The organism is Paenibacillus sp. FSL K6-2393 (genome assembly GCF_038002545.1).
Classification (GTDB): domain Bacteria; phylum Bacillota; class Bacilli; order Paenibacillales; family Paenibacillaceae; genus Paenibacillus.
In genome coordinates this window covers 72,910-96,583 of record NZ_JBBOCU010000001.1, presented here as the reverse complement: position 1 = coordinate 96,583, position 23,674 = coordinate 72,910, and the positions used below count along the sequence as shown (strand labels likewise).

The 23,674-nt window shown below is 44.6% G+C and carries 16 protein-coding genes and 1 pseudogene; 3 read left to right on the top strand and 14 right to left on the bottom strand.

Going from position 1 to position 23,674, the window contains the following annotated elements:
• Positions 1–1,617 (bottom strand): xylulokinase, encoded by a 1,617-nt coding sequence (locus MHI14_RS00410; protein WP_341129672.1) that lies wholly within the window; start codon positions 1,615–1,617, stop codon positions 1–3.
• Positions 1,618–2,051: 434 nt separating this feature from the next.
• Here MHI14_RS00410 and MHI14_RS00405 point away from each other — a divergent pair, with 434 nt between their 5' ends.
• Positions 2,052–3,143 (top strand): GntR family transcriptional regulator, encoded by a 1,092-nt coding sequence (locus MHI14_RS00405; protein WP_133386445.1) that lies wholly within the window; start codon positions 2,052–2,054, stop codon positions 3,141–3,143.
• A gap of 157 nt (positions 3,144–3,300) precedes the next feature.
• Here MHI14_RS00405 and MHI14_RS00400 read toward each other — a convergent pair whose 3' ends face one another.
• From MHI14_RS00400 to MHI14_RS31075, 7 genes and pseudogenes are all read right to left on the bottom strand, one after another.
• Positions 3,301–4,062 (bottom strand): leucine-rich repeat domain-containing protein, encoded by a 762-nt coding sequence (locus tag MHI14_RS00400; RefSeq protein ID WP_133386381.1) that lies wholly within the window; start codon positions 4,060–4,062, stop codon positions 3,301–3,303.
• A gap of 26 nt (positions 4,063–4,088) precedes the next feature.
• Positions 4,089–6,032 carry a hypothetical protein gene (locus tag MHI14_RS00395; protein ID WP_133386382.1) on the bottom strand — a complete coding sequence of 648 codons (1,944 nt, stop codon included), beginning with the start codon at positions 6,030–6,032 and terminating at the stop codon, positions 4,089–4,091.
• 368 nt (positions 6,033–6,400) lie between these two features.
• Positions 6,401–7,540 (bottom strand): 5-methyltetrahydropteroyltriglutamate--homocysteine S-methyltransferase, encoded by a 1,140-nt coding sequence (locus tag MHI14_RS00390; protein WP_341129671.1) that lies wholly within the window; start codon positions 7,538–7,540, stop codon positions 6,401–6,403.
• A gap of 192 nt (positions 7,541–7,732) precedes the next feature.
• Entirely contained in the window at positions 7,733–9,586 is a 1,854-nt protein-coding gene (locus MHI14_RS00385) for a hypothetical protein (protein ID WP_341129670.1), read from the bottom strand.
• A gap of 11 nt (positions 9,587–9,597) precedes the next feature.
• On the bottom strand, positions 9,598–11,889 hold the full coding sequence (locus MHI14_RS00380; protein ID WP_341129669.1) for a glycosyltransferase family 2 protein: 2,292 nt from the start codon (positions 11,887–11,889) through the stop codon (positions 9,598–9,600).
• Positions 11,889–12,983, bottom strand: coding sequence for a bifunctional glycosyltransferase family 2/GtrA family protein (locus tag MHI14_RS00375; RefSeq protein WP_341129668.1), 1,095 nt, complete (start codon positions 12,981–12,983; stop codon positions 11,889–11,891). The genes MHI14_RS00380 and MHI14_RS00375 overlap by 1 nt, the downstream gene beginning before the upstream one ends.
• A 229-nt stretch (positions 12,984–13,212) precedes the next feature.
• Positions 13,213–13,320, bottom strand: a pseudogene (locus tag MHI14_RS31075) (DinB family protein); the annotation flags it as partial.
• Positions 13,321–13,414: 94 nt separating this feature from the next.
• On the opposite strand from MHI14_RS31075, the gene MHI14_RS00370 reads away from it, so the two are divergent.
• Positions 13,415–14,158: a YheC/YheD family protein gene (locus tag MHI14_RS00370; RefSeq protein WP_341129667.1), complete on the top strand. Its 744-nt coding sequence runs from the start codon at positions 13,415–13,417 to the stop codon at positions 14,156–14,158.
• A gap of 84 nt (positions 14,159–14,242) precedes the next feature.
• On the opposite strand, the gene MHI14_RS00365 is transcribed toward MHI14_RS00370, so the two are convergent.
• From MHI14_RS00365 to MHI14_RS00340, 6 genes are all read right to left on the bottom strand, one after another.
• Positions 14,243–14,584, bottom strand: coding sequence for a hypothetical protein (locus MHI14_RS00365; RefSeq protein ID WP_338589568.1), 342 nt, complete (start codon positions 14,582–14,584; stop codon positions 14,243–14,245).
• A gap of 271 nt (positions 14,585–14,855) precedes the next feature.
• Positions 14,856–15,416, bottom strand: coding sequence for a DUF4303 domain-containing protein (locus tag MHI14_RS00360; protein WP_341129666.1), 561 nt, complete (start codon positions 15,414–15,416; stop codon positions 14,856–14,858).
• Between the two features lie 319 nt (positions 15,417–15,735).
• Positions 15,736–16,353 carry a hypothetical protein gene (locus MHI14_RS00355; RefSeq protein WP_133386389.1) on the bottom strand — a complete coding sequence of 206 codons (618 nt, stop codon included), beginning with the start codon at positions 16,351–16,353 and terminating at the stop codon, positions 15,736–15,738.
• A gap of 411 nt (positions 16,354–16,764) precedes the next feature.
• A complete protein-coding gene (locus MHI14_RS00350) occupies positions 16,765–17,310 on the bottom strand; it encodes a 50S ribosomal protein L25 (RefSeq protein ID WP_341129665.1) in 546 nt (181 codons plus the stop codon).
• 365 nt (positions 17,311–17,675) lie between these two features.
• A complete protein-coding gene (locus MHI14_RS00345; RefSeq protein WP_341129664.1) occupies positions 17,676–19,799 on the bottom strand; it encodes a 5'-nucleotidase C-terminal domain-containing protein in 2,124 nt (707 codons plus the stop codon).
• Between the two features lie 361 nt (positions 19,800–20,160).
• Complete coding sequence (locus tag MHI14_RS00340; RefSeq protein WP_341129663.1) at positions 20,161–22,536, bottom strand: Ig-like domain-containing protein; 2,376 nt, start codon at positions 22,534–22,536, stop codon at positions 20,161–20,163.
• Between the two features lie 482 nt (positions 22,537–23,018).
• Between MHI14_RS00340 and MHI14_RS00335 the strand changes: the two genes are divergently transcribed.
• The gene (locus MHI14_RS00335; RefSeq protein ID WP_341129662.1) at positions 23,019–23,645 is read left to right on the top strand and encodes a hypothetical protein; all 627 of its coding nucleotides are present in this window, start codon (positions 23,019–23,021) and stop codon (positions 23,643–23,645) included.
• The last annotated feature ends 29 nt before the right edge of the window (positions 23,646–23,674 follow it).

Below are 23,674 nucleotides of genomic sequence, written 5' to 3'. Positions count from 1 at the left end.
TTATTCCCTCCCGTTTTCTACCAGATGGTTTACAGCTGCATGCTCAATTGTGAGTCCACTCCGGTAGCGTTCGATAAATGCTTCAAACCCTTTCACATCCGATGCATCTGGCGCCACTTCGACTCCCTCAACATCGTTAAAGACTTTCTGCTCCAGGAACACATCCAGGCTCTCCTCTTGTTCCTTGTTGATCATGTAGGAAGCCAGAAGCGCCATGCCCCATGCGCCGCCTTCACCAGCGGTAGACATCACCGACACCGGTACATTCATCGCAGCTGCTACAATTCGTTGTCCAACGACAGGGGTCTTGAACAGGCCGCCGTGAGCCAAAATACTGTCAATGGCTACATTCTCTTCCTCCGTCAAAATGTCCATGCCCAGCTTGAGTGCGCCGAAGGCACTGAACAGATGTGTCCGCATGAAGTTTGCCAGATTAAAGTTGCTTTCCGGGGAGCGGACGAACAATGGACGGCCTTTCTCAAGTCCCGTAATGTTCTCACCTGAGTAGTATCCATAGCTGAGCAAGCCACCACCATCAGGGTCTGCCTCCAAAGCTTTGTTAAACAACACGCTAAACAACTTGCCGTTATCCACTTCATATCCCATCGCTTGAGAGAATTCGCGGAACAATCCAACCCATGCGTTGATATCACTGGAACAGTTGTTGGCATGCACCATCCCTACTGGGCTACCATCTGGCGTGGTGACCATATCAATCTCGGGATACACTTTGGATAATTCCTTCTCCAGTACAATCATCGCAAATACGGATGTGCCCACGGAGATGTTCCCCGTACGTTTTCTCACGCTATTTGTTGCCACCATACCTGTTCCGGCATCGCCTTCTGGCGGACAGAGCGGAATGCCTGCTTGCAGATCTTTCGAAGGGTCGAGCAACTTGGCTCCCGCTTCCGTCAATACACCTGCATTCTCACCAGCGAGATATACCTTGGGCAGAAGGTCCTCGACTTTCCACGGATAACCTTTGCCTGCGATCTGTTCGTCGAACTGTTGGATCATGGATGGGTGATAGTTATGTGTAGACTCGTCAATTGGGAAAATGCCTGATGCATCGCCGATCCCAATCGCCTTATTGCCCGTCAGCAACCAGTGGATATATCCAGCCAAAGTTGTCAGGTGATCGATCTGTGGCACATGTGCCTCTTCGTTCAAAATGGCTTGGTACAAGTGGGCGATGCTCCAGCGTTCCGGAATATTGAATTGCAGAAGTTCCGTTAGCTCCCTTGCAGCTGCTCCCGTCGTAGCATTACGCCAGGTTCGGAAAGGTACCAGCATTTCACCTGCGCTATCCAATGCGATATATCCGTGCATCATGGCCGAGAATCCGATAGAACCGACCGTTCGCAGCGTAATTCCGTATTTCTGTTCCACATCTTGCTTCATCTCACGATAAGCCGTTTGCAGGCCTGTGATGATATCCTCCTGGTTGTACGTCCAATATCCATCTTTCAGGAGGTTCTCCCATTCATAACTGCCTGACGCGATGGTTTCAAAACGCTCGTCAATCAACACCGCCTTAATCCGCGTTGATCCAAATTCAATACCGAGCGAAGTAGCGCCCTTGGTAATGGCTTCTTTCAAGTCCAGTTGACTCATAATCACGTGTATCCCCTCTCCGGTCGCGATTTCACATCCCAAAGGATGCATATATAAGGTGAAGCTCTTACTTATGACAGTAGCTAATAATGAATTTTGTATAGATGCGTTCCGTTGTGTTTTCAAAGAATGCGCTTTCCTTTTCTGACAGCCTTAGTATATTTTTTGTACGTACATTTGTCAATAATATATAATAGTTATACTTACAAAGAACACATAATGTACTCTATTTGACCATTCAGAGGTCTTATATGGCTATAAAATGGCTATGCTGTAAGGTACACCTCCATCCATAAAGGCTGGATATGTACGGTTTATTTCGAAAAATGTTCGGTTTTATTTTCATCCCATCTGAATCATGCTAGAATATGTACGTACAACTATTTGAACAACAACATTGATATAGATGAGTAACGATGAAAGAAGTGGACTACGTGAAGCCAAAATACCAGGTCATCATTGATGATATTAAGACTCATATCCTTTCGGGGACATATAGCATAGGCGAACAGATCCCAACCGAGTTGGCATTACAGGAAAGCTACAATGTAAGTCGCCAGACGGTGCGGAAGGCTATTTTGGAGTTATCTAATGAAGGGTTTTTACGAAGCGAAAAGGGGTCAGGCACTTACGTTAGCAATCAGTATCGATCACGATCAGGCGGCAATACGTCGAAGAAAACGATCGGTGTGATCACGACATACATCTCGGATTATATCTTTCCGTCCATTATCCGCGGCATTGAGAGTCGTCTGAATGAGGACAACTACTCGTTACTGCTGGCCAGTACCAATAATGATGTAGCGCAGGAGAAAAAAGCCCTCGAAATGATGCTCTCCTACGGCGTCGATGGCCTGATCGTCGAACCGACCAAAAGTAATCTCTACAATCCCAATATTGCATACTACCTGTCGTTCAAGGAGCAGGATGTGCCGTTTACGATGATTAATGCGTTCTATGAGGAGCTGGAGGTTCCGTTCTTCTGTCTGGATGACGTGCAGTCCAGTTATCTTGCCACTCGGGAATTGATTGCCAAAGGCCACACCCAGATTGGCATTATTGCCAAAATGGATGATCTACAAGGCAAGTACCGGATGAAAGGATACATCAAGGCACTGGGTGAAGCGAAGTTACGGTTCCATCCTGAGCAAGTGCTTTCCTTTGATACCGCATCGAAACCAGAGTTATCCTCTAATGTAGCAACGTATCTGGACGAAAACAGGGATGCGCTCACCGCGATCGTCTGTTACAACGATGAGGTGGGACTGGAGGTCGTGCACGCCTGCAGGCAACTGGGCATCTCGATCCCGGATGAGTTATCCATCATTGGACAAGACAATTCGTATATCGCCAAGAACGCCAACATCAGGCTTACAACGCTAACCCACCCCCAAGAACAAATGGGCCGCGACGCTGCCGACTGGGTGATCAAGAATCTGCAAGGCAAAAAGGATCTGCCAACAAACACCTACTATCAACCGGTGCTGGTTGAGGGAGAGACGGTGAAGGAGATCGAAGTGGAATAATATTGTTGTGGGATGGGTGTTAAGTTGTTACCGAGCGTCACTTTCCAACATACTTAAAGAAGGCCGCGAGAATATCTGCGGCCTTCTTTGTTCTTGTTCACTATTAATGAGGGATTACTTCTTCTTACATATACATATACATCTTCTCTAATCGAAACTACTTCGACTGATCCGCTTCTTCGCTTACCAGACTTACAACGACGCCTTTCTTCTCCAATTTTTTCACAACCTGCTCTGCACGCTCATTCAACGGATTATTAGCCAAATATACCTCTGTTAGATGTGGGATGGTTTCGAGCACTGCAATATCCTTAATGAGGTTATCTTCTACATATAGATACTCCAAGGTTGGATGGTTCTTTAAAGGTGTCAGATCTTGAATTTTATTATCATTCATAATAACCCATTCCAACTTTAACTTCTGAAGAGGACTTAGATCAGTCACCTGATTCCCACTGGCGAGTAGACTGGTTAGCTTACGCATATTGTTTAATGGAGCCAGGCTTTTGATTTTGTTATCGTCCATAACCAGATTTTGCAGATTAGTCAGACCTATAAGTGGCGAGATATCTGCAATCTGATTGCCTTCAACAGCTAAGAACGTCAATTTCTTTAACTTGTTAAGTGGTTTAATATTTTTTATATTTTGGTCAGGCAAGAATAAATCCGTCATATTAACGGCATGTTCAAGACCTTGCAGGTTGGAAATCTTACTTTTTGTTTCCATAGCATATATGGATTTTAATTTTTTCAAATCAGCAGCCTTTAGTTCCTTCTTAGCCGACATCTTCAAATCTGTCCGAATAACTTTGGCCAGGACCGGGTCTTTGATAAGCGATGCAGCCGAGATAATAGTGGTCGGTAATAGTACAAAAACCAAACATAAAACGATCATACTTTTGATGAATTGATTACGCATATAGATTCTCCCTTTAAGCATCTTAATTAGTGGCTCCGTTTCAAGGAGTTGAGGTCAGCCGTAACGATTTTACCTGTATTTCCAAAGACGTACACTTTCCCTTTAAACTCCACCGCATCGTACCAATCGTCTACCGTCAAGACATCCTGCTTGGTCCATTTCTCAGCGTCATCGGAAAGGAAGATGGAACCTTCACTGCCAACAGCAATGAAGAGATTGCCCACGTATGAGATGCCAAAGAATCCAGTGTTCATTCCACGAGCATATAATTCGTCACGGAACTCTGTCCTCGCCCATTTCTTACCGTCCTCTGAAGTCAAAATAACCGCACTCTGTGCATTCCCATAGTAACTGGCAGTGGTCACGACAAATTTTCCGTCACCCCATACCACATCGAAATTATGCCCAGGAAACCGTGCCGGGATTTCGTTCCACTTCAGACCATCCTCGGAGACGAGCAAAAGCCCTTTTTCTCCAACGGCTACCAATGTTGTGCCGTTTGATGCCATCGCATTGATTTTTTTCTTTACATTAGTGTTTAGGGTCCTCCACGTCTTCCTATCCTTGGAAGAAAGAATCGTGCCGGCCTCGCCTGCCACGTAATACGTATTTTTAGCATACAGCACGCTCGTAAGTGATTGAGTTGTCGGTGATTTAATGACCGTCCACTTTACCCCATCAACAGAGGACATCATCTTCCCGTTATCTCCTACCGCAAAAAAGTCCTTCCCTGACCATACAACTCCCCGAAGTGGATACGCTTGATCCACATAAGAAGATTGCCATTTGCCAGCCGTGTTCATCTTTGCAGAACCCTGCGAGCTGACGGAAAGGAAGTTAAGCTGGCTACGATACCCACCCACCAGCACCAGCCTATCCTTGCTTACTGCTGCTTCATATACGTTACTTGGAAGCACAAAAGGATATCGCTTTGTCAGCTTCCATTTGCGCCCATCCGCAGATGTTTGAATACCAGCATCCGTAATCGTTATATACTGTTTGCCGTTGTGAATGGTAAAAAACGGGTTCTGCTTAGGGCTAGTTGCAAACCCAGCATCGCTCCAGCTCTTACCATCCTTGGATGTCCAGTTGACCTCCTTCAAGACATGATTGGCTTTATTCACATATTCAAAACCAAAAATATAAAACCTGTCCTTTGCCCAGTACACCTTGGACCAAAAGGCTTTGGACGATACGTATGTCCATTTCAGTCCATCCTTCGAGGTCATGATCGTTGCATCCCCTACAGCAACAAAAGCTCCACCGCCATAGGTCATATCCCAAACTTGCTCATAATTGGGCTGATTGGTCTTCACCTTTTTCCAGGTGATTCCGTCTTTGGATACCGCTACGACTCCGCCTTCATAACCTTGAGCCACGAAGGTATTATTGCCCCATGCTACGGCTGTAAAATTGGTGGAGATCCCTGTTTTTCGCTCGGTCCACGTTAATCCATCCTCTGAAGAGAAAATCTTTCCTTCATATGTTGTTCCACCAACTGCAATATATCGTTTCCCGTTCCATACGGCGTCTTTTAAAAATCTTATATGTATTGAATTATTTAACTTCTCCCATGACAGACCATCAGTGGATGTCCATACGGTTACGATATCTGCTTCCTCACGAAAACCCATGAATTCTGACTTTCCACGAATAATCAAACTAAAATCTACTGGATTCCCGGTATAGATTGTCTTCCATGTAACTCCGTCCTTAGAGGTTTTCACATAGCCTCCAGCAGCTGGCATCATATAAATCCCTCCACCATAGGCAATGGAATGGGAAAATCCACTATTTAACTCATCCAACGAAGACCAATTAAGGTTCAACTGACTTTTTACTACAGCATCCTCAATGTTCGCAACTTCACCCTCTGCCTGGGCAGGATGTACAGAAATTAGGGAAAACAGCAGAATCGTAGTTAACAGCAGAGGTATTACTTTTAGTGAAAAAACTAGTGTGCGACTCATAGTTATCTCCTTACATTATTTAATACTAGAAATATACCATGATCTGGAACGAAATACATTGATATTATCCTCATCCTAATTTAATAGAACCCCTCCTGCTCTCATCCTATAACTGTTCCGTTAAGAATGGATAATGGACTACTTCACCAAGGAATGTAACCCTAATATAATATGGGCTGATCCGTTATTCTCATATCTCCCCCTTGCTTTACTCTCTTGGCTGTTATGGGCTCTGATCAAATATCCACTCAAAAGTGAGGACTTACACCAAAAAGCCATACGGATGATGGTCCGTACGGCTTTTTAGCGATTTTTTCTTATACATAAACACATGAGTGAATGATGAATGACGCTGCAAATGTTACTTCCTACTTCCAGAGCTCTTCAGCAATTTCCTTAATGAAGGCAAGCTTGCGCCATTGCTGTTCCTCGGTCAGATGGTTGCCTTCTTCCGTGGAAGCGAATCCGCATTGTGGGCTCAGGCAGATTCGATCCAGATCAACATATTGTGTAGCTTCCTCAATCCGTTTCAGGATATCTTCCTTGTTCTCCAACTCTCCGAATTTGGAAGAGAAGAGGCCAAGTACAACCTGCTGATTGTCCTTCAGGAAACGAAGTGGCTTGAAGTCACCAGCCCGTTCCGTATCAAACTCCAGATAGAAGCCCGAATAGTTATCGATGCTCAGAAGTGTCTGCGCAATCGGCTCGTACCCGCCACCCACTCCTGCAAATGTCGAAACATAATTACCGCGGCAGACATGAGTCGTTACTACGAGGTCTTCTGGCAGGCCAGATACCACTTGTTCGTTCAGTTTTGCGAGTTCGTTTGCATACTCTTCCACATTGACGCCAATCTGCTCCATCACTGCGATGAACTGTTGGTCACACAGTGCACCCCACGTGCAATCATCAATCTGGATGCTGCGGCAACCGGCTTCATAGAAAGCCAAGATGGATGCTTTGTACGCCCCGGCAATGTCCGAGAGAAGCTCTTGGCGGTTCGGATAGATGGCCTGTGTGCTTTCCTTATTATCTGCCCGGTCCAATTCGAATAGGAACTGTGCAGCTGCTGGGATGGACTGACGGGCAACAACGTCTTTCCCAGCGGCTTCTTTCAAGAAGGCATAATGCGCTACAAATGGATGACTGCTATAACTGATTTTGCCACTCAGACGAGCTGTTTCCGGTCTGGATGTCGCTCCGTTGAATCGGTAGCCTTCCTCAATGATCGTCCGCTCTACACCATCCAGTCCCCAGAAGAAGTCCAGATGCCACCAAGAGCGGCGGAATTCGCCGTCCGTTACAGCCTGAAGTCCAACCTCTTTTTGCTTCTGTACAAGTTTCACAATCTCGGCATTCTCCACTTCATTCAACTGTTCAGTGGTAATCTCGCCGTTCTGGTATTTTAATCGGGCATCTTTCAACGCACTCGGGCGCAGGAAACTGCCCACAATATCATATCGAAATGGAGTGACCGTTCGTTGTTTAGGTTCTGTTTGTACGCTCATAGTTTAATCTCCCCGTTTATCATTATAGGTTTAAATATAACATATCCGATCGGAATAGCTGTTCTACGAAAGAGTTATAGCCCGCTATAGGTATTAGCTATAGCGGGCTATATTTAAGGGGACTCTATATACAATCATGTATTTAATCTTACCTGACCGGATGTCCGGAACAGGGTTTCAACATCTATGATCTCAAGTCAACGTAAGAACGATCTGATCCCCGGAACGGGTGATTTTGTAGATACCCTCCTGCATGTCGATGCCATAATGCTTTTTCAGCAACCACTTGGCGTTGAGATCGGTCTCGACGACCACTAGATAATCGTAGCCGCTCAGAAGGTTGTCCATATTATCCTCATAGAACAACACGTTTCCGTCCACATGAGGAGCATACAAGAAATACTTCCCTACATATTGCATGTAATAGTTCGTGACCTGTTGGTCCCTGTCTGAGGCGTAGAAGAGATATCTGTTATTATCCTCCTGCCCACCTGAGTACCACCGATCACCAGTTACCGCATGAATCTTGTAAGGGAGCGTTGTATCATAGCTTTGGGCGATAGACACGATACCGTTGTATTCGGACAAAAGGATGGTGGCGGCAACAGCCATACAGCCGATAATGCCTTTCTGATAATGACCTTTCGTCTCGACCGTCTTAAAGGATTGATAATCAGGCACTTCACCGATCCGATAATGGAATGAACGCTCCAGGTCGATCGCAGCGCACAACACCAGCCCACCGGCGAACAGCACCACGATACTCGATGCATAACGCTCAAAGCCCGCCAGGACAATGGCTTCATCCAGTGGCATGGAGAAGAGATACAACGCCAGAATACCTGCATAATACAGTAACAGTACAACGTCCAAAGCAATTAATGCTTTCCATAAGTTCCACTTCTTCTTGAGCACAACGATGGCAAATACAGATGCTGCGATTGCGATAAGCTGGAAAATAACAATGCCGATCACTGGCCGTGTCGTCAGATCCGTACTTGCCTTGAGGAAAGTCCACAGAATCTCATGCATCTGCTCCGGCGTTTTGCCGGCTTGAATCCCCGAGGTAGCCACATCGAACTTGTTATCGATCCCTTGGAACACCGTTGCCATTCGCCAGCTCCATCCGAAGTAGGGAATTAGCACACCGCAGATCGTGCCCACGACAGTGAGTGCTGTTTTCCAATCGAACTTTTGCTTATGCTTTAGCCATGTATACACCAGGAAGATCAGGCCGATCGCGGCGAAAATAATACCCGTGCTTTTGATGATGGTCAGTAATCCCGCAAGCGGAAGAACAACAATACATGCCTTTTTGATCTCATTACGATATTGATAAATTACCGCCAGGATCGCAAGCGCGTAGATTGGAAGCAAGAAATCCACGAGTAGATTGGTGATCCGAATCGTAAGGTTGAAAAAAGAAAGTGTAGATAACCCGAGTCCAAGAAAAGCATACAGAAGAAAGCGTTTCTTCTCTGAAACAATGCCAAACATGGCATAAAAACAGGAAAAGATAAGCAATCCCTGTGCCAAGAGCATCACGGACTGGGAATGCCCCATGAAGCGACAGACATAATAAATGAAAGACGAAGTCCCGAGCGGATAGTTTTTAAAGTCAATCAGGTTGGAGTCTGGCGTCGGAAAGGCATCTGTACTCAACATCTGCTTCAATACGATAGCCCAATGTGAGAAATTATCGTAATGTGTTAATTGGTTCTGAAAGAGTACCAGCAAGAAAACAAAAGTCCCTGCCAGAAATGAAAATTGGAATATGGAAAAGGACATACGTAATGAGGCCCCTCGGCGCAGCCTGAGAAACAACATTCCCCCATACAAAAGCAAACCTGCAATCAGGATGACAAGGCTGCCCGTAAAGAGCTGCCCTGCCAAACCACTTAGAAAAACAAAGCAGGCAATCGAGGAAAACACAAATACAGGGATGAATTCCCAACGCAGTGAAAGTGCCTTCCGTACAACCTGCATATACCCAAGAAAGGAGAATATCAATAAAACTCCCATCACAAAATGAAGCACAATGAGCATCTTTATCTCTCCTAACCCTCTCTGGTAGCACGATCGGAATGTGGCTGAATCAGATCCGTCAGCAATTGGTCGATCAGGCCCTTCTCCACAATATCATCGATATTCTCCACCGAGAGAAGCACTTCGCGCTCACGGGCTGTCGTTTTTCCCGTATGTTGCAAAATGACTTCAATATTACTCTTCGTATAAAAAGTAACGACCGCCCCTGCCGCAATATCACCATGGAAACCCCTCGCGGAAAAGAAACGATAATTGAAGCTGCGCAGCGTACAGCTAGCATCATTGGTGAAATGAACTGGAAGCTGAAGGGAAAGCCGCGGCATTTTTCGCTGATCCGATCTGGGTTGAACAATCCGTTTTTTCACATTGCGAAGCATATCGTCATAAGCCGTATCCCACAGATTCATCTGCTCTGGCAATGAGTGTTTACGGTCGTAGATGATTTGCATGTATTGGCGGTTATCATTCTCATCGACCGGCTGAACCGTTGCAGAATAACGCCAGCCCTCCCCATCCTGTTTCACATAAACGATGACTGCATCGAGGTTCGCCTCATATCGCTCGGTTTTGACGACCAGAGAGATGATCTTTTGCTCAGCCAAATAAATGGGATAAGGGACATAAAAGGCAATACCTTGTTCGGATACATCCACCGTCTTGGCCTGATATCGCAGATTGTTGGCTTGGTCATGAATCGTGACATCTTCCTGCGCCCGAATCCGTTCTGTCTCCCGATACGCACGGCGGCCAATCATGAAGAACAGGGCGTAACACAGCGCAATCATGTTATGAATCAACCAGAAAATAATGATACTGCTGAAGAACAGCGCAATGCCGTACTTGCCATTGACATACCGAATCACGGCTGCAATGGATAGCAACAGCAAGAAGATATGCGGAAGTGCATATAACAGAGCAGACATCCATTGTCGACCGCTTGCTCTGCTTTTGTTGGTGACCTTGAATTTTTTCTCACGAATACCCAGCGTCTCCAGGAGAACCGGCCAGATCAGATAAGGCATAAATATGGTATCGATAACCTGACTCCAGCGCTGATTCCGAATATTGCTGGACAGATATCTCATGGATACACTGTAGAAGAAATAAGATGGAAGCCAGAATATTAAGATTTGCCAGAAGGTTGTGTTCACAATCTGGAAGTCGAATAACGCAAACAAGATAGGTGCCAAAATGAAAATCAACCGGTTAAAGAAGGACCACCAGTATAAGAAACTGCTTAAGTAGGTTACTCTCGTCCAGAAAGGAAGCTTCCCAGACAAGGGTGCACGCGTATTCTGCAGGCTCTGAATGATACCCCTTGCCCAGCGAATCCGCTGCTTAATCATGCTCTTCACTGTTGTTGTTGTCTGCCCGGCAGCTTGAACCTCTTGAGTCGCATAAGTAATATAACCTTCCTGCTGCAAGCGGATGCTTGTCTCAAAGTCCTCGGTGATGGTATTCAGCGGAAAACCTCCGATGTCTTCCATGCCTTGCCGGGAAATGATCGTATTGCTTCCTGTATAGGCTACCGCATTGGAGGCATTACGCAGGATGTTCACTTCTCTGGAGAAGAAATCCTGTTCATTCGGAATGCCTTGCTCTGCATACAGGTTAAACTGGAATAGATCGGGATTGTAGAAACTCTGCGGGGTCTGTACCAGCCCAAGCTTGAACTTAGGGTCCATCTCGTCCTCTCGGCGAGGACGCCATACCTCATTCTCCTTAATAAACGTGGAGAGCATGAAATAGGGTACCGTTTTCATCAAAAAGGTGTGCTGTGGAATCATATCCGCATCAAACGTTGCAATGAGCGGCGAAGAGCTTTTGCTCAGTGCATTGTTCAGATTACCAGACTTGGCATCCTTGTTTCCGGGGAACCCCAGATATCCCACGCCAAACTGTCTGGCAAGCTCCTCTACCTCTGGTCTTGCTCCATCGTCACAGAGATAGATATGAACCTTCTGCTTGTCCGGGTAATCCATGAACGTACAGGCATTAACGGTTTTATATAACAGATCAACAGGCTCATTATGCGTAGCAATAAATACATCCACATCCGGATAGTACTCCGGCGGAACGATTGGAAAGTCGAGCTGTGTACGTTCTTTTTGCATCTTTTGAAAGAATAATTCAAAGGTTGTCAGTACGGTGACCGCTTCAGCCACAATCAGCAGCATACCAAAAATGACGTTCAGTACGCCTTCACCCCATGGCAACGTAAAGAACGTACGCCATACCAAATAAATCGACATCAGGATCATCGTGATGACAAAAAAGATATTCTGCCTTTTTTCGTTTTGCACTACAGCTGCTTCCTCCTTGCTGCAAATACCCATCTTCGCTGCAATTGGAAACTGAGCAGGAACAGCAAGGCATCACAGACGAATTTCGCCAATTTCTCATCTACGAAGAGAACGGTATGGAATATATATACACCGGTACTGGAAAGCAAGATCACCACTCCGCATAACGTCAGATAGCGCCATAGACTTCCCTGGCTATCCTCCTTGCGGAATACAAAATGTCTGTTCAGTACATAGTTGACTACAATGGAAATCACTCTCGCAATCACGGTTGCAAGCAGAATTCTTAGATAGTGCTGCTCACCCAACATGGGCCGCAACGCGTCGATCAAAAACCAGGCGATACCCAAATCAACAACAGAACTGGCCACCGATGATGAAATGAACCGCAGAAAATTGGAGAACAACACACCCATTACCCGGGCACTATCCTGGATTGCTTTAAAATGAGTTCCCGCATTGCCATTTTCATAAATGACTTGGATTGGCATGGTATGAATCGGTATGCCAGACTGAATGCACGAGATGAGCATCTGAAGCTCATATTCAAATCGAATACCGCGAACATCCTGCATAAACGCAAGTAACCCTGGACCGAAGGCACGAAGCCCAGTCTGGGTATCTGACAGCTTTTTACCATACAGCATGGCAAAAATAAAGGAGGTCATCCGATTGCCTAACAGGGACTTTGGCGGTATGTTCCCCTCACTGAAGTTCCTTACCCCGAGCACCAACGAGTCTGGATGAAGCCTTGCTTCTTGGGCTACACGGTAGACATCCTCAGCTGCATGCTGTCCGTCTGAATCAGCGGTTACAACGAAGGAAGATGCATCGAATTGCTGAGCAATATACTGAAATCCGGTCTTGAGTGCCGCACCCTTCCCCTGATTTTCCGCATGTGTTAGCAGAGCACAACCATTCTCACGAAGCTCCTCAAAAATCGACTGGTAGGCCTCACCCGATCCGTCGTCCACAATAACAATATTGGTCAAGCCATACTCTCGCAATTGCCGTACATAGGTTGGAAGTCTCTCATCCGGTTCAAGTGATGGAATGAGGATGATCGCTTCGCCGTTTTGTTTACCTATAATCATCCTGATAAGCCTCAATTCGACATATTTCAACAATTTTTTTGAATATTGTGAGTATAACATCGAAAAGACATACAGTAAACGAATAATCTGTATATATATTAGTAAAAAAGTCTCGCTTTTTATAAGCTAATTTATAGGTAAAAAGAACTATTTGAAGGTTAGTCTAGTACTCCTCAAACCATTTCACATTTGGCTCTTGTTTCAGTACATGTACCAGCATGGCATGCCGTTATCCACGGTGGTGATAGAAGTGAGCCTGCGGTTCCAGAAGCCACTCAAAGCATGAATGAACGCCTTCCCAGAATGCAGTCATTTCTCGCAAAAGTTCATCTTCTGTCTCCATCGACCGATTGGACATGCATCGACTTACAAATCTGGACGAATGGCCACTTATGCGGATCACGAATTTGAATTAGAATTACCGTAGACGATTGAAAAAGGCTGTGATTCCAATGTTATTCGAAAGAGACAAATGGTTGCAGTATGGCATTCTGCGCGATGAGCCCTCTCTAGCTGAACGTTTGCCAGAAACACAGTTGCTTGAGAAGGATACGCTAACGAAGATGCTTCTTCAGTATCCCAGCGTTGTACTGAAACCTCGTAATGGCAGTTACGGAAGGGGTATCCTGTTCATTAAACGAAGCGGTGCAAATGCTTATCGTATTCAAAATGAAAATAACACAGTCACCATGAGAGACAACGAGCAGTTACTGGAATGGTTCGAACAAACAATCAAAAGTGATGAATATATTGTCCAAAAGCGTCTGCAGCTTGCTCAAATTAAACACAGGCCGTTCGACATTCGGATCATGGTTCAGCGCAAAAAGAGTTCCTCGTCCACTTGGAACGTGACAGGTTCCTATGCTAAAGTCGCTGCACAAGGATACCAAGTCACCAATGTGAATAACCGCCCCATTCCAGTTCTTAAAGCACTGAGACTAGCTCGAATTGGAGATCGGCGCTTACTTGTCAGAGCGGAACAAGTTGCACGATTAGCTGCCAAACGATTGGGAGAGCATTACCCTATGCTTAGACAAGTTGGATTCGATATAGCCATCGACAAGAAACGGCGAATTTGGATTATCGAAGGCAATTATCAACCAGCCTTACGGCCTTTCCGACTTTTGAAAGATTCCTCGATGCACCGCAGAATATTATGGTACAAAGAACATTAAAGCAAAAGAAGACGACCAGCATGTTACTCATAGCCAGTCGTCTCTTCCTGTTTAGTACCTGTTCTTGATATTAACCCTCTTCGGTTATTTCCGGCATTTTCTAGTCGCACTTGTAACACGTGTCACTCGGAACTGATTTACCCCTACCTGTATAATGGCGAACTGGCTGTATGAAGTACCAGAAGAGGTATACGGTTCAGCCTCAATATTTCCACTCGGTGTTCTAACCGTCGCAGTGATTCTAGTTACCAGGCACACACCACGGCCGGAAGATCTCCAAGTCTCATCACGCTGAACACTATATCTATCGTTGCTACAAAAAATGGATGCATACTCCACTACTCCACTCGCATTAAACGAAGTCGAGTTATAGATCTGAACAGGGTCATAACCACCTCTAGGTGCTCCAGGTCTTCTATTTCCCATTCTCAAAACCTCCTTTTTTATTGATAATCTATTAAATGCAATTAAATAGTTTTGGTGAGGTATAAATGTGGACAAGGTAGAAAAAGTGTGTTTGTACAGTAGTAGAGGGAAACTGGTAGCTTGATGTCATAACTCAAACACGAAAAAACCACCCTTTACTGTACAAAGGTGGTTCGCGAATTATAGACCTACTGTCACTATCATCTTATTGGGCAAATTGAGTCGAAACGATAAATCATAGACGTTCAAAACTCCCCAAATGCAGATGCTTCTATTCTGCCGCCTCCGCCAACCATGCTTGCATCGCCGGAGATTCCGCCCGATTCAAACGTAAGGCAATTTCGGTATTGATCTTATCCGGCGGCATGACTTCAACAAGGACACATACGGACTCTCGCGGTTGATTTAAGGCAAATATGCCTTCATCATCGAGCATTTTCATAGCCAGCTCCATAGCGTTCAGCCTCACATCCAACTCGAGATTCCAATCATCATACTCCAGATCCGCAATGAAAGGACGCTCGTTATATCGTTGTTTGACATCGTCAAAGTGATCATCCTGAAAACAACAATAGGGCGAATCCGCATACGACCATTTGATGAGATCCGCAATCGTGGATACCGGCGTATCACTTTCCTCTGCTTGCCTAGCCGATTCCAACTCCAAAGCTTCCCACGACCAGGCAGAGATGCTTGGCACATGTCCCTCGCCAGTAGTGTATAACGTACAATAATAGTAACATTCACCATTTTCAAAAAGGGTGCAAAAGGACGTTCTGGCGGCAGCGGCGATCTCTATGGCCAGTGTCTCTATTTCTTGCATTGGCTTCATGAGTGGAGTTCCCCTTTCCATTCGTTGATCATTTGCCCCTTCGATATGAATTGGCTATTTGGACTAGATACCAAACACCCGCACCCACAAGGATAGTAAACACCAGATTGATGCAGCCGAACACAATGAGTGACTTTGCTTGGCCTGGACCGATCCGGAAAGCGGTAGCTAGCTGGAAAACAGCCGGTAGCAAAAATGCCAGCCAGGAGATGGTTATAAGCTTTTCTGTTCTGAAACTCCACCATACTGCTGAACATGAGGCAAATAGCAGTACCCAGGTACAGGTAAGCTTTAGGGCGAACATCATTTCGTCCCCCTCCTATTTGCCATGAATCACAAGTCCATATTTACTGATTATCCACGATTGGCTCAAGTCGTGCATTGCATCATGGCTTATACGCACAGAGGGCTTTTGCTCCTTCATCGCATCTGCATCATAGGCTGAGAAGCGAAGGGGTTTGGTCATTTTTTTGATAGAATCTCTTATTTCATCGAAAAACGCATAGGTCAGCGGCTTATGGTCCCGGATATCCTCATAAATATAGTACTTTCCTTTTTCATCTTCCAAATTAACTTGAAAACCTTTCGGAAATGAAAGCAAGATACACGGCAGTTCATCCTCTGCCCATTGTCCGTGATATGGAAAAGAAACCTCTTCATTTCTCACAAAAAATCCTGAACTTTCTTGATCTGATGCAATAGAAATAGAGTAAACAAAGAAGGGATGGATGTCATCTCTCTTTTCTCCTGCCACAAAATACTGATAGAACGTCTGATACCCCTCGTACACCTGTCTATAATCATGTTCTGTTCGGGTAGCATTGGTACGATAGAATTGCGCTTGCCGATGCTCTAAAAGCTGCAAAAGGCTTTTAAACTCTTCAGGAGTGATGAAGAATCTCAGTTTATAGAATCCGCTATTCTTTAATTTGTCCATTTCTTTTCGCTCACCGCCCTGTTTAGAAATGTTATGCCAATGACCTTAGCGGTTCAGGTTTACTCACCGCTCTTCCTCATCTCTATCTCTATCTCTATATTGAGCGTTAATTCATCCGCATCCATTCTTATATATCAACTATATATGTATCTTATTTCCATTATAGTGATCACCTGTCCCGAGTCTACCTACTTTACACCTGAATTTTGCGAATGAACTTTGAAAGGGTAGCGAAATATCAGGATCATTGCGCCTGTACGCGAGCAAAAGACATACGTAAGGTGAATTTTAGATTACCCGCTTTGTGAGGATGGGGGCACGCCAACATATCGTGATCAGCACAAATTAGCCGTACGGATGATCACCCGTACGGCTAATTTTGACTTATTCAGCTTTGCGAATTCGGAATTGTTAAGGTTTAACTACAGAGAGAAGAGACTCATTCCCCTCAGAGATCACCGTTACATCTGGAGCAAACGTTGCATCACTTACATGTAACGTTTCTCCAAGTTCCATAGCACTAATGTCAAATTCAATCGACGTTGGCAAGTGTCTCGGCAATGCCTCCACTTCAATAGAAGATAATTGAACTTGCACGACTCCGCCCTGTTTTGTGCCAATCGGTGTGCCGTTGAACTTGACAGGAATTTTTGTCCGCATGATCTCATTGGTCTGCACCTGTTGAAAATCCACATGAATCAAATCACGTGTAACCGAATCACGTTGAAGGTCTTCCAATAATACGGTCAATGGGCCTTTCTCTTCAAACTGCAATTCGATAAAACCAGACGCTCCTTGCTTCAACCACTTTTGAAATTCTATTGTTGGAATATGAATCATCTCATTCTCCGTATTTCTGCCAAAAACAATACCTGGCAAACGCCCGGATCTACGTAGATCCTTAAGTCGAGAAGAATTTAATGGAATGCGGGTCTCCGCCTGAAAACGAGTAGTCATGCTATGTTCGCTCCTCTTTATTAAATGATATTTTCACATTTTTAATACTCATCCAACCATCCCCTGTTGGGGCTAAAGAGAGAAACATAGCATCACCACCTCCATATACGATCCAATTGATTTTAAAATACATTTAATGTAAGCTCCCATAATATACATGAAGGCACTCTACTCCGAAGAGTAGAATGCCTATGGGATGCCTCCACCCTATCATAGAAACATCCTTTTGTCGATCAACCCGAAGTAATCGAACAGATGAGTAAAGGTATTGCTGGTGAAGAACCGCTGTTAGTATTTATAGCAGAAGGGGCTCTTCCTTTGTCAGGAAGAGCCCCTATTAATATAAAGTTTGAATAAGTTCTAAATTATGAAGCTTTTGCTGCAACAGCTTTTTCAATCAATGCTTTTGCATCGTTAGTAGTAAGACCTTGTTTAGGTTGAAGTGATTTTTTATCTGTTCCAGCAAAAATACCTTTGTCAATCAATTTTGCCATAGGTTTAATTGCATAAGCAGACACGGATTTACCATCTTCAAAACTAGCAATAATCGTAGCAGCGTCTTTATCAGTCGCTTGATCTTTTACCAATTTAGCAAGAATCGTAGCAGCTTCTTCACGCGTGATATCCCGATCAGGATAGAAGTTTCCACCATACCCTTGAATAAATCCAGCATGCGTAGCTTCAGCAATCGCATCTGCATATGCAGCATTAGCCGCAACATCCTTGAATGCAGGTGCTGTCGCTACTTCGTTAAGTTTCAACATGTCGACCAGAGCACTTACAAATTCAGCACGAGAAATGACTTCTGTTGTTACAGGTGTTTCTGTTGGCTCGGTAGATGCAGCCAGGTTTGTGATACGTCCTTCATTTTTAGCTTCGATGCTACCGCCTTTATACGTATCTACGATGTACTGGTAGAATACATCCAGATCGATAGGACCTGCCAGGGATGATTTAGCATCCAGTAGCACTTTATAGTTATCTCCACCTGCAGCCATAAAGTTGTTAACTACAGCCGTATATGTTTTTGCAGGATCAATAGGTGTACCATCTTCAAGACTAAGACCAGTAACACGTTCTGCGACCGGCTTATTGAAATCTGCAGTGTATTTCAAACCAGAGATTTGAAGTGTTTTGGTATTAGGTGTACCGTCAGCGTTGGTACCCCATTGTTGTTGCAACAAAGTTTTAATTTGTTCGCCAGTCAGTTCCAGCTTCACTAGAGTGTTACCGAACGGTTGGATTTTGGCAAGATCAGCAAAGGTCACATCGCCTTGTGGCAGATCCGCACGAATACCGCCTGGATTCATAAATGCAAAGTCAGCAGCACTTGCCTTATCCCCAAAGTCTGCTTCACGCATTGAATCTGCAATGAGGTTGCCTAGAGGGGCTTCGTTATTATAAGCATCTGTACGGGTAACAGAACCATCCGTTGTACCTACTGGCTTCGTCAGCTCAGGATGCTTGTCCAATGATTTTTTAATAATAGCTAAAGATTCAGGGTCTTCTTTTACACCCTCTTGGAAAGTCGTTGTAACAGTCGCTGATTTTTCAGTTACATCCCCGGTAGCAGGGTCAATCATCAACTTGATATCTTCAAACGCCGTACCATAGGAATAAGCTTGAACGATCAACTTTCCATTCACTTCACCGTTAGCCAATGCATGATTGTCACCTGCAACGATAACGTCAACAGGGGAATCCGCCGGTAAAGCTTTTGCCAGATCAGCTGCTTCTCCAGTAGTTACGCCTTCTTTGGTTGTTGCTGGATCATGTGCCAAAACAATGATCGTTTCTACACCTTGGTTTTGCAATTCTTTAGCATATTTATTAACGGCTTCCACTTCTTCTTCTGCGCTCAAGAAACGTACGCCAGCTGTCCCAGATGGAGATACTTTGGCAGGTGTGGATTTCGTCACTAGTCCGATAAATCCAATTTTGACTCCGCCCACTTCTTTAATCACATACGGCTTAATCAATGTTTTTCCTGTGGCAGTTTCAATCACGTTTGCATTGACGTAATCAAATTTTGCACCGGCATGCGTTACTTTTCCTTCTTTTGGATCAAGGCCACCAAAGATTTGTGCTTTCAAAGCAGCGACACCTTGGTCAAATTCATGATTCCCTAAGGACCCTACATCAAAGCCCATCATATTCATCCATTCCATGGTAGGCTCGTCACGATCCAAAGATGAGGCTGGAGCAGATGCACCAACAGAGTCTCCATTATGGAAGAGTAGGGAGTGTTCATATTTGGCTTGCGCTTCTTTGAGGTAGGTTGCTAGAATTGGAGCCGTTCCTGCCTTCTTATCACCCACCATTGATGTGGTATCTAACTGACCGTGGAAATCATTGATTCCAATCAAGTGAACTTCTACATCGTTACCTGCGGCAGAGACAGAACCCGCTGCGCCCAATAGTTGCGTGAGTAATAGTGCAGCAGTAGCTACACGCAGTGTGCTTTTACCCAAAACTTTTTTCCAAAACATGAATGAAAAAACCCCTCTCCAATTTTAGATCCTGAGATATTTTACCATAGTTCAATTCATAAAAATCATTAAATATATAAAATTGATGTAAAAAGTTGAGAGATTGATAGAACAGCAACATGACATGTTACATTTCAGCCAAAACTTCACTATTATTGCTCTGACACGCAGCTCAATTCTTCTTACGCTATCACCTACTGGGTACGTTCAACATAGTACACTGGCTAAAAAAAGACACCCTGCAGGGTGCCTTTATTCCTTCATATTAATAATTCACAGCAGTCAGTCTCAAGGGTACATCTAACCCCCAAATCTACTTTTCTGTTCTATAAAGGTAGAGATATTTCTCCTCCGTTAACCACTATTCCACTTTGGTTTTATCTAACATGTTCATTAATATAACAACAGCCTCTGCTCTGGTGGTTTGTGCTTTAGGTTTGAAATCGTTGTTACCCATGCCTTCTACAAGACCAAGTTCCTTCAGAGCTTCCACAGAGGTTTTTGCCCAAACAGGAATAGATTTGTCATCTGCAAAAGACGTTGTAGCATTGCCTGTAGTAGATACCTTGAGTGCATTAGCAACCATCACTACCATCTCGGCACGTGTGATATTGGCGTTCGGCCGGAACGTGTCGTCCGGATAACCGCTAATAATGCCTTCTTGCACGGCTTGCGAGACTGCCATTTTGGCCCAAGTTCCGATCTCGGTTTTATCTGAGAATACCAGTTCCACTTCTGTTTTTTGTAAATTCAACGCACCCATCAGCATGACTGAGAACTCGGCACGTGTGACGTTCTTCCTCGGATTGAACGTTCCATCCGGATAACCGTTGATGATGCCGTTGCTTGAAGCTTGTTTAATTCTTGCTTCAGCCCAGTGTCCCGAGATATCGCTAAAACCAGGTTCCGTGGTGGGTTCAACTGGATTATTCAAGACAGGCTTTCCGCTGGTTTTGTCTACAACCAGGACGGCGAACTTCGTAAAGTGATTGACCTCGACTATGATTTGGTTCCCTTTTATAATACCGCCATCCACTTTCTCCCATGCCTTATTCACTTCATCATAATAAAATACAGCTGCCGAATGATGACTCTCAAGACCTGATGAATCAAATGTAAATGTCATTTTTACCGGCTTGAGGAAGTTCTCCGTAAAATTCTTTAGAAGCTCAAATATTGGGCTGGCCAGAATCTCTTTATTTGTTAGCAAAGTTTCGGTATTAGACACTTTATCAATCGATAAAGTCAGTTCTTGAGGGGATCCCCCTGCTGGAATTGAGATTTGAATCTCTTTACCCAAGCTAACCAACCCTGATTTGCCCACCGGAACGGTTATTTTACCCGTTGTTGAAGTGACTGTATTGTCTATCGGAGCCGTTGGTGCAGAAGGAGTACTCGGACTTGTTGTTTGTACGGGCTGTACAGTGAAAACTGAATACGGATTGGACTCCGTTATACCCTGTCCTGCATTACCAGCACCGTTGGACACTCCATTATTCTGAAGGGTGATGACATTGACCGATTTGCTCACGTTAGCTTGAGGTGTTAACGTTGCTGTCCACGTCACGCCCCCATCGGATGAATGAACAGCACTCAGGGTACCGTTCGCAACCGTCAGATCCGCATTATCAAAACCCGACACAGCCTCAGAGAATGTGATCGTTACCGCTGATGTTTTGCCACTGGTCAGCGTTGTATCGGCTACAACAATCGTTGCCGTTGGTTGGGCGGTATAAACCGTATAATTATTCGAATCCGTCGTACCCGTTCCGGCATTGCCTGCAACATCACTGATGCCTGTATTATCAAGCGTAATGATATTCGTTCCATCCGTAATACCAACAGTCGGCGTCAATATCGCGGTCCATGTAACGCCTCCATCGGTAGAGCTAACGGCACTCAGGGTACCGTTTGCAACGGTAAGGTCGTCATTGGTAAAGCCTGTAACTGCTTCGGAAAACGTAAAGGTAACCTGCGATGTCTTCCCGGCAGTCAGTGCAGCATCGGCTACGAAAATCATTGCTGTGGGCCTTACTGTATCGATTGCGAAGTTATTTGAGTCTGTTGTTCCTATGCCTTCAATGCCGCCTTGATTCTCCACACCCGTATTATCGAGTGTAATCTTGTTGGTTCCAGCAGTCATGCCTACAGGCGGGGTTAGTTCTGCTGTATAGCTAATATTATCATTGGTGGCTAGATTTTGAATTGTTCCATTCGTCACCGCAAGGTCTGCGACGGTAAAACCTGTCACGGCCTCAGAGAATGTGATCGTTACCTGTGATGTCTTACCAATGGTCAGTGTTGTATCGGCTACAACAATCGTTGCCGTTGGCCGAGCGGTATAGACCTCATAATTATTCGAAGTGGTCGTTCCTATACCTACACTACGGTCCTGATTCATCACACCCCCATTGTCGAGAGTAATGACGTTGGTTGCATCTGTAGTGTCGGGTTTAGGTGTGAGAGTTGCGGTCCACGTAATGCCTCCATCAGAAGAGACAGGTGCAGTCAGTGTGCCGTTCGGAACGGTTAAGTCTCCATAATCCAACCCTTGTACCGCTTCCGAGAACGTAAAGGTTACCTTTGATGTACTGCCAATTCTCAGCAGCGTATTATCCATTGTGATTGTTGACGTTGGAGCCGCTGCATACACCTTATCCGATGGTTTTAAGTACAACAGTCCTGTAATGAGAGACAAGACCAGAATCATGCTCCCTATCCTTTTGCCAAAATTCATATGACCCTCCTCGTATCTTTCCTCTGGATGAAAAAAACCATCTGAAACTCTTTTGAAATACCTCAAATTCAATCTAATCAATCATTCGACACATTCGTCCAAATTCCTATATCCACAAATAAAAATAAATCGTTTGCCACAGCAGAACTACTAACTGCAAGTCGAGAGTGAGACTAGTTAAAAGTATTCATTTATACCTTCAACTATCGCCCGGAAAGATTTTAATAGAAAATTATGTATTTTATCTTTTTAGTTGATATAATGGGATAAAAAGTCATATTCATTTTGTGATCACATGTAAGGGCAGTTATGATAGTAAGCTACCGCGGACCTCCATCTCCCTCAACTCTAGTTAACACATATCCATTTACATACTATGTATTCAAGCAACTTCTTGTCTATTAAAGGAGGTGAACCCGTAGAGCATTGTAAATCGATTTTCCCTATAACTACCACTTATAAAGAACATAGGAGCGTGTCCAATGAACAGACAACTTTTCCCAAGATCATTTCGCATTCTTATGGCTTGCTTGTTGATTCTTGCATTTGCCGTACCAGCAACAGCTTCTGCCGGCTATCTTGGTGATAAGCTCACGATCGGCCAAAACATGGCAAAGGGTGACTATCTCACCTCCCAAGATGGTAGATTTTCAGCCATTTGGCAAAATGACGGGAACTTCGTTATCTATCAAAACGGTTCTTCTCTCTGGAGTAGCGGTACCAGTAACAGTGGGGCTCTCACGTTCAAGTTTGAACCACAATACGGTAAACCTGTCATGTATAAATATGGCATGAAATATCAAGACGTTTACCAATATGGTTATCGTTATGGTTTCAACCCGGCTACAGGTAAATTCGAATATTACACCGGTTGGGGATGGGATAAAGTTTTGATGATTGATACTTCTGTACAGGTAGCTGCTTGGTCTCCCAATACCACCTCATGGATTCCAGGTCATCACGGGAGCAGCTTACCGGCTAACACAACAGGTGATACACTGGTCATGCAAAGTGATGGGAATTTGGTTCTCTATAACACAACCCTGACCAATAGCAATTATCCGAATAGTTGGATTCCTGTCTGGGCTTCGAATACGGGCGGGCGTTAAAAGGGAAACGAACTCGAATGTACAGAAAG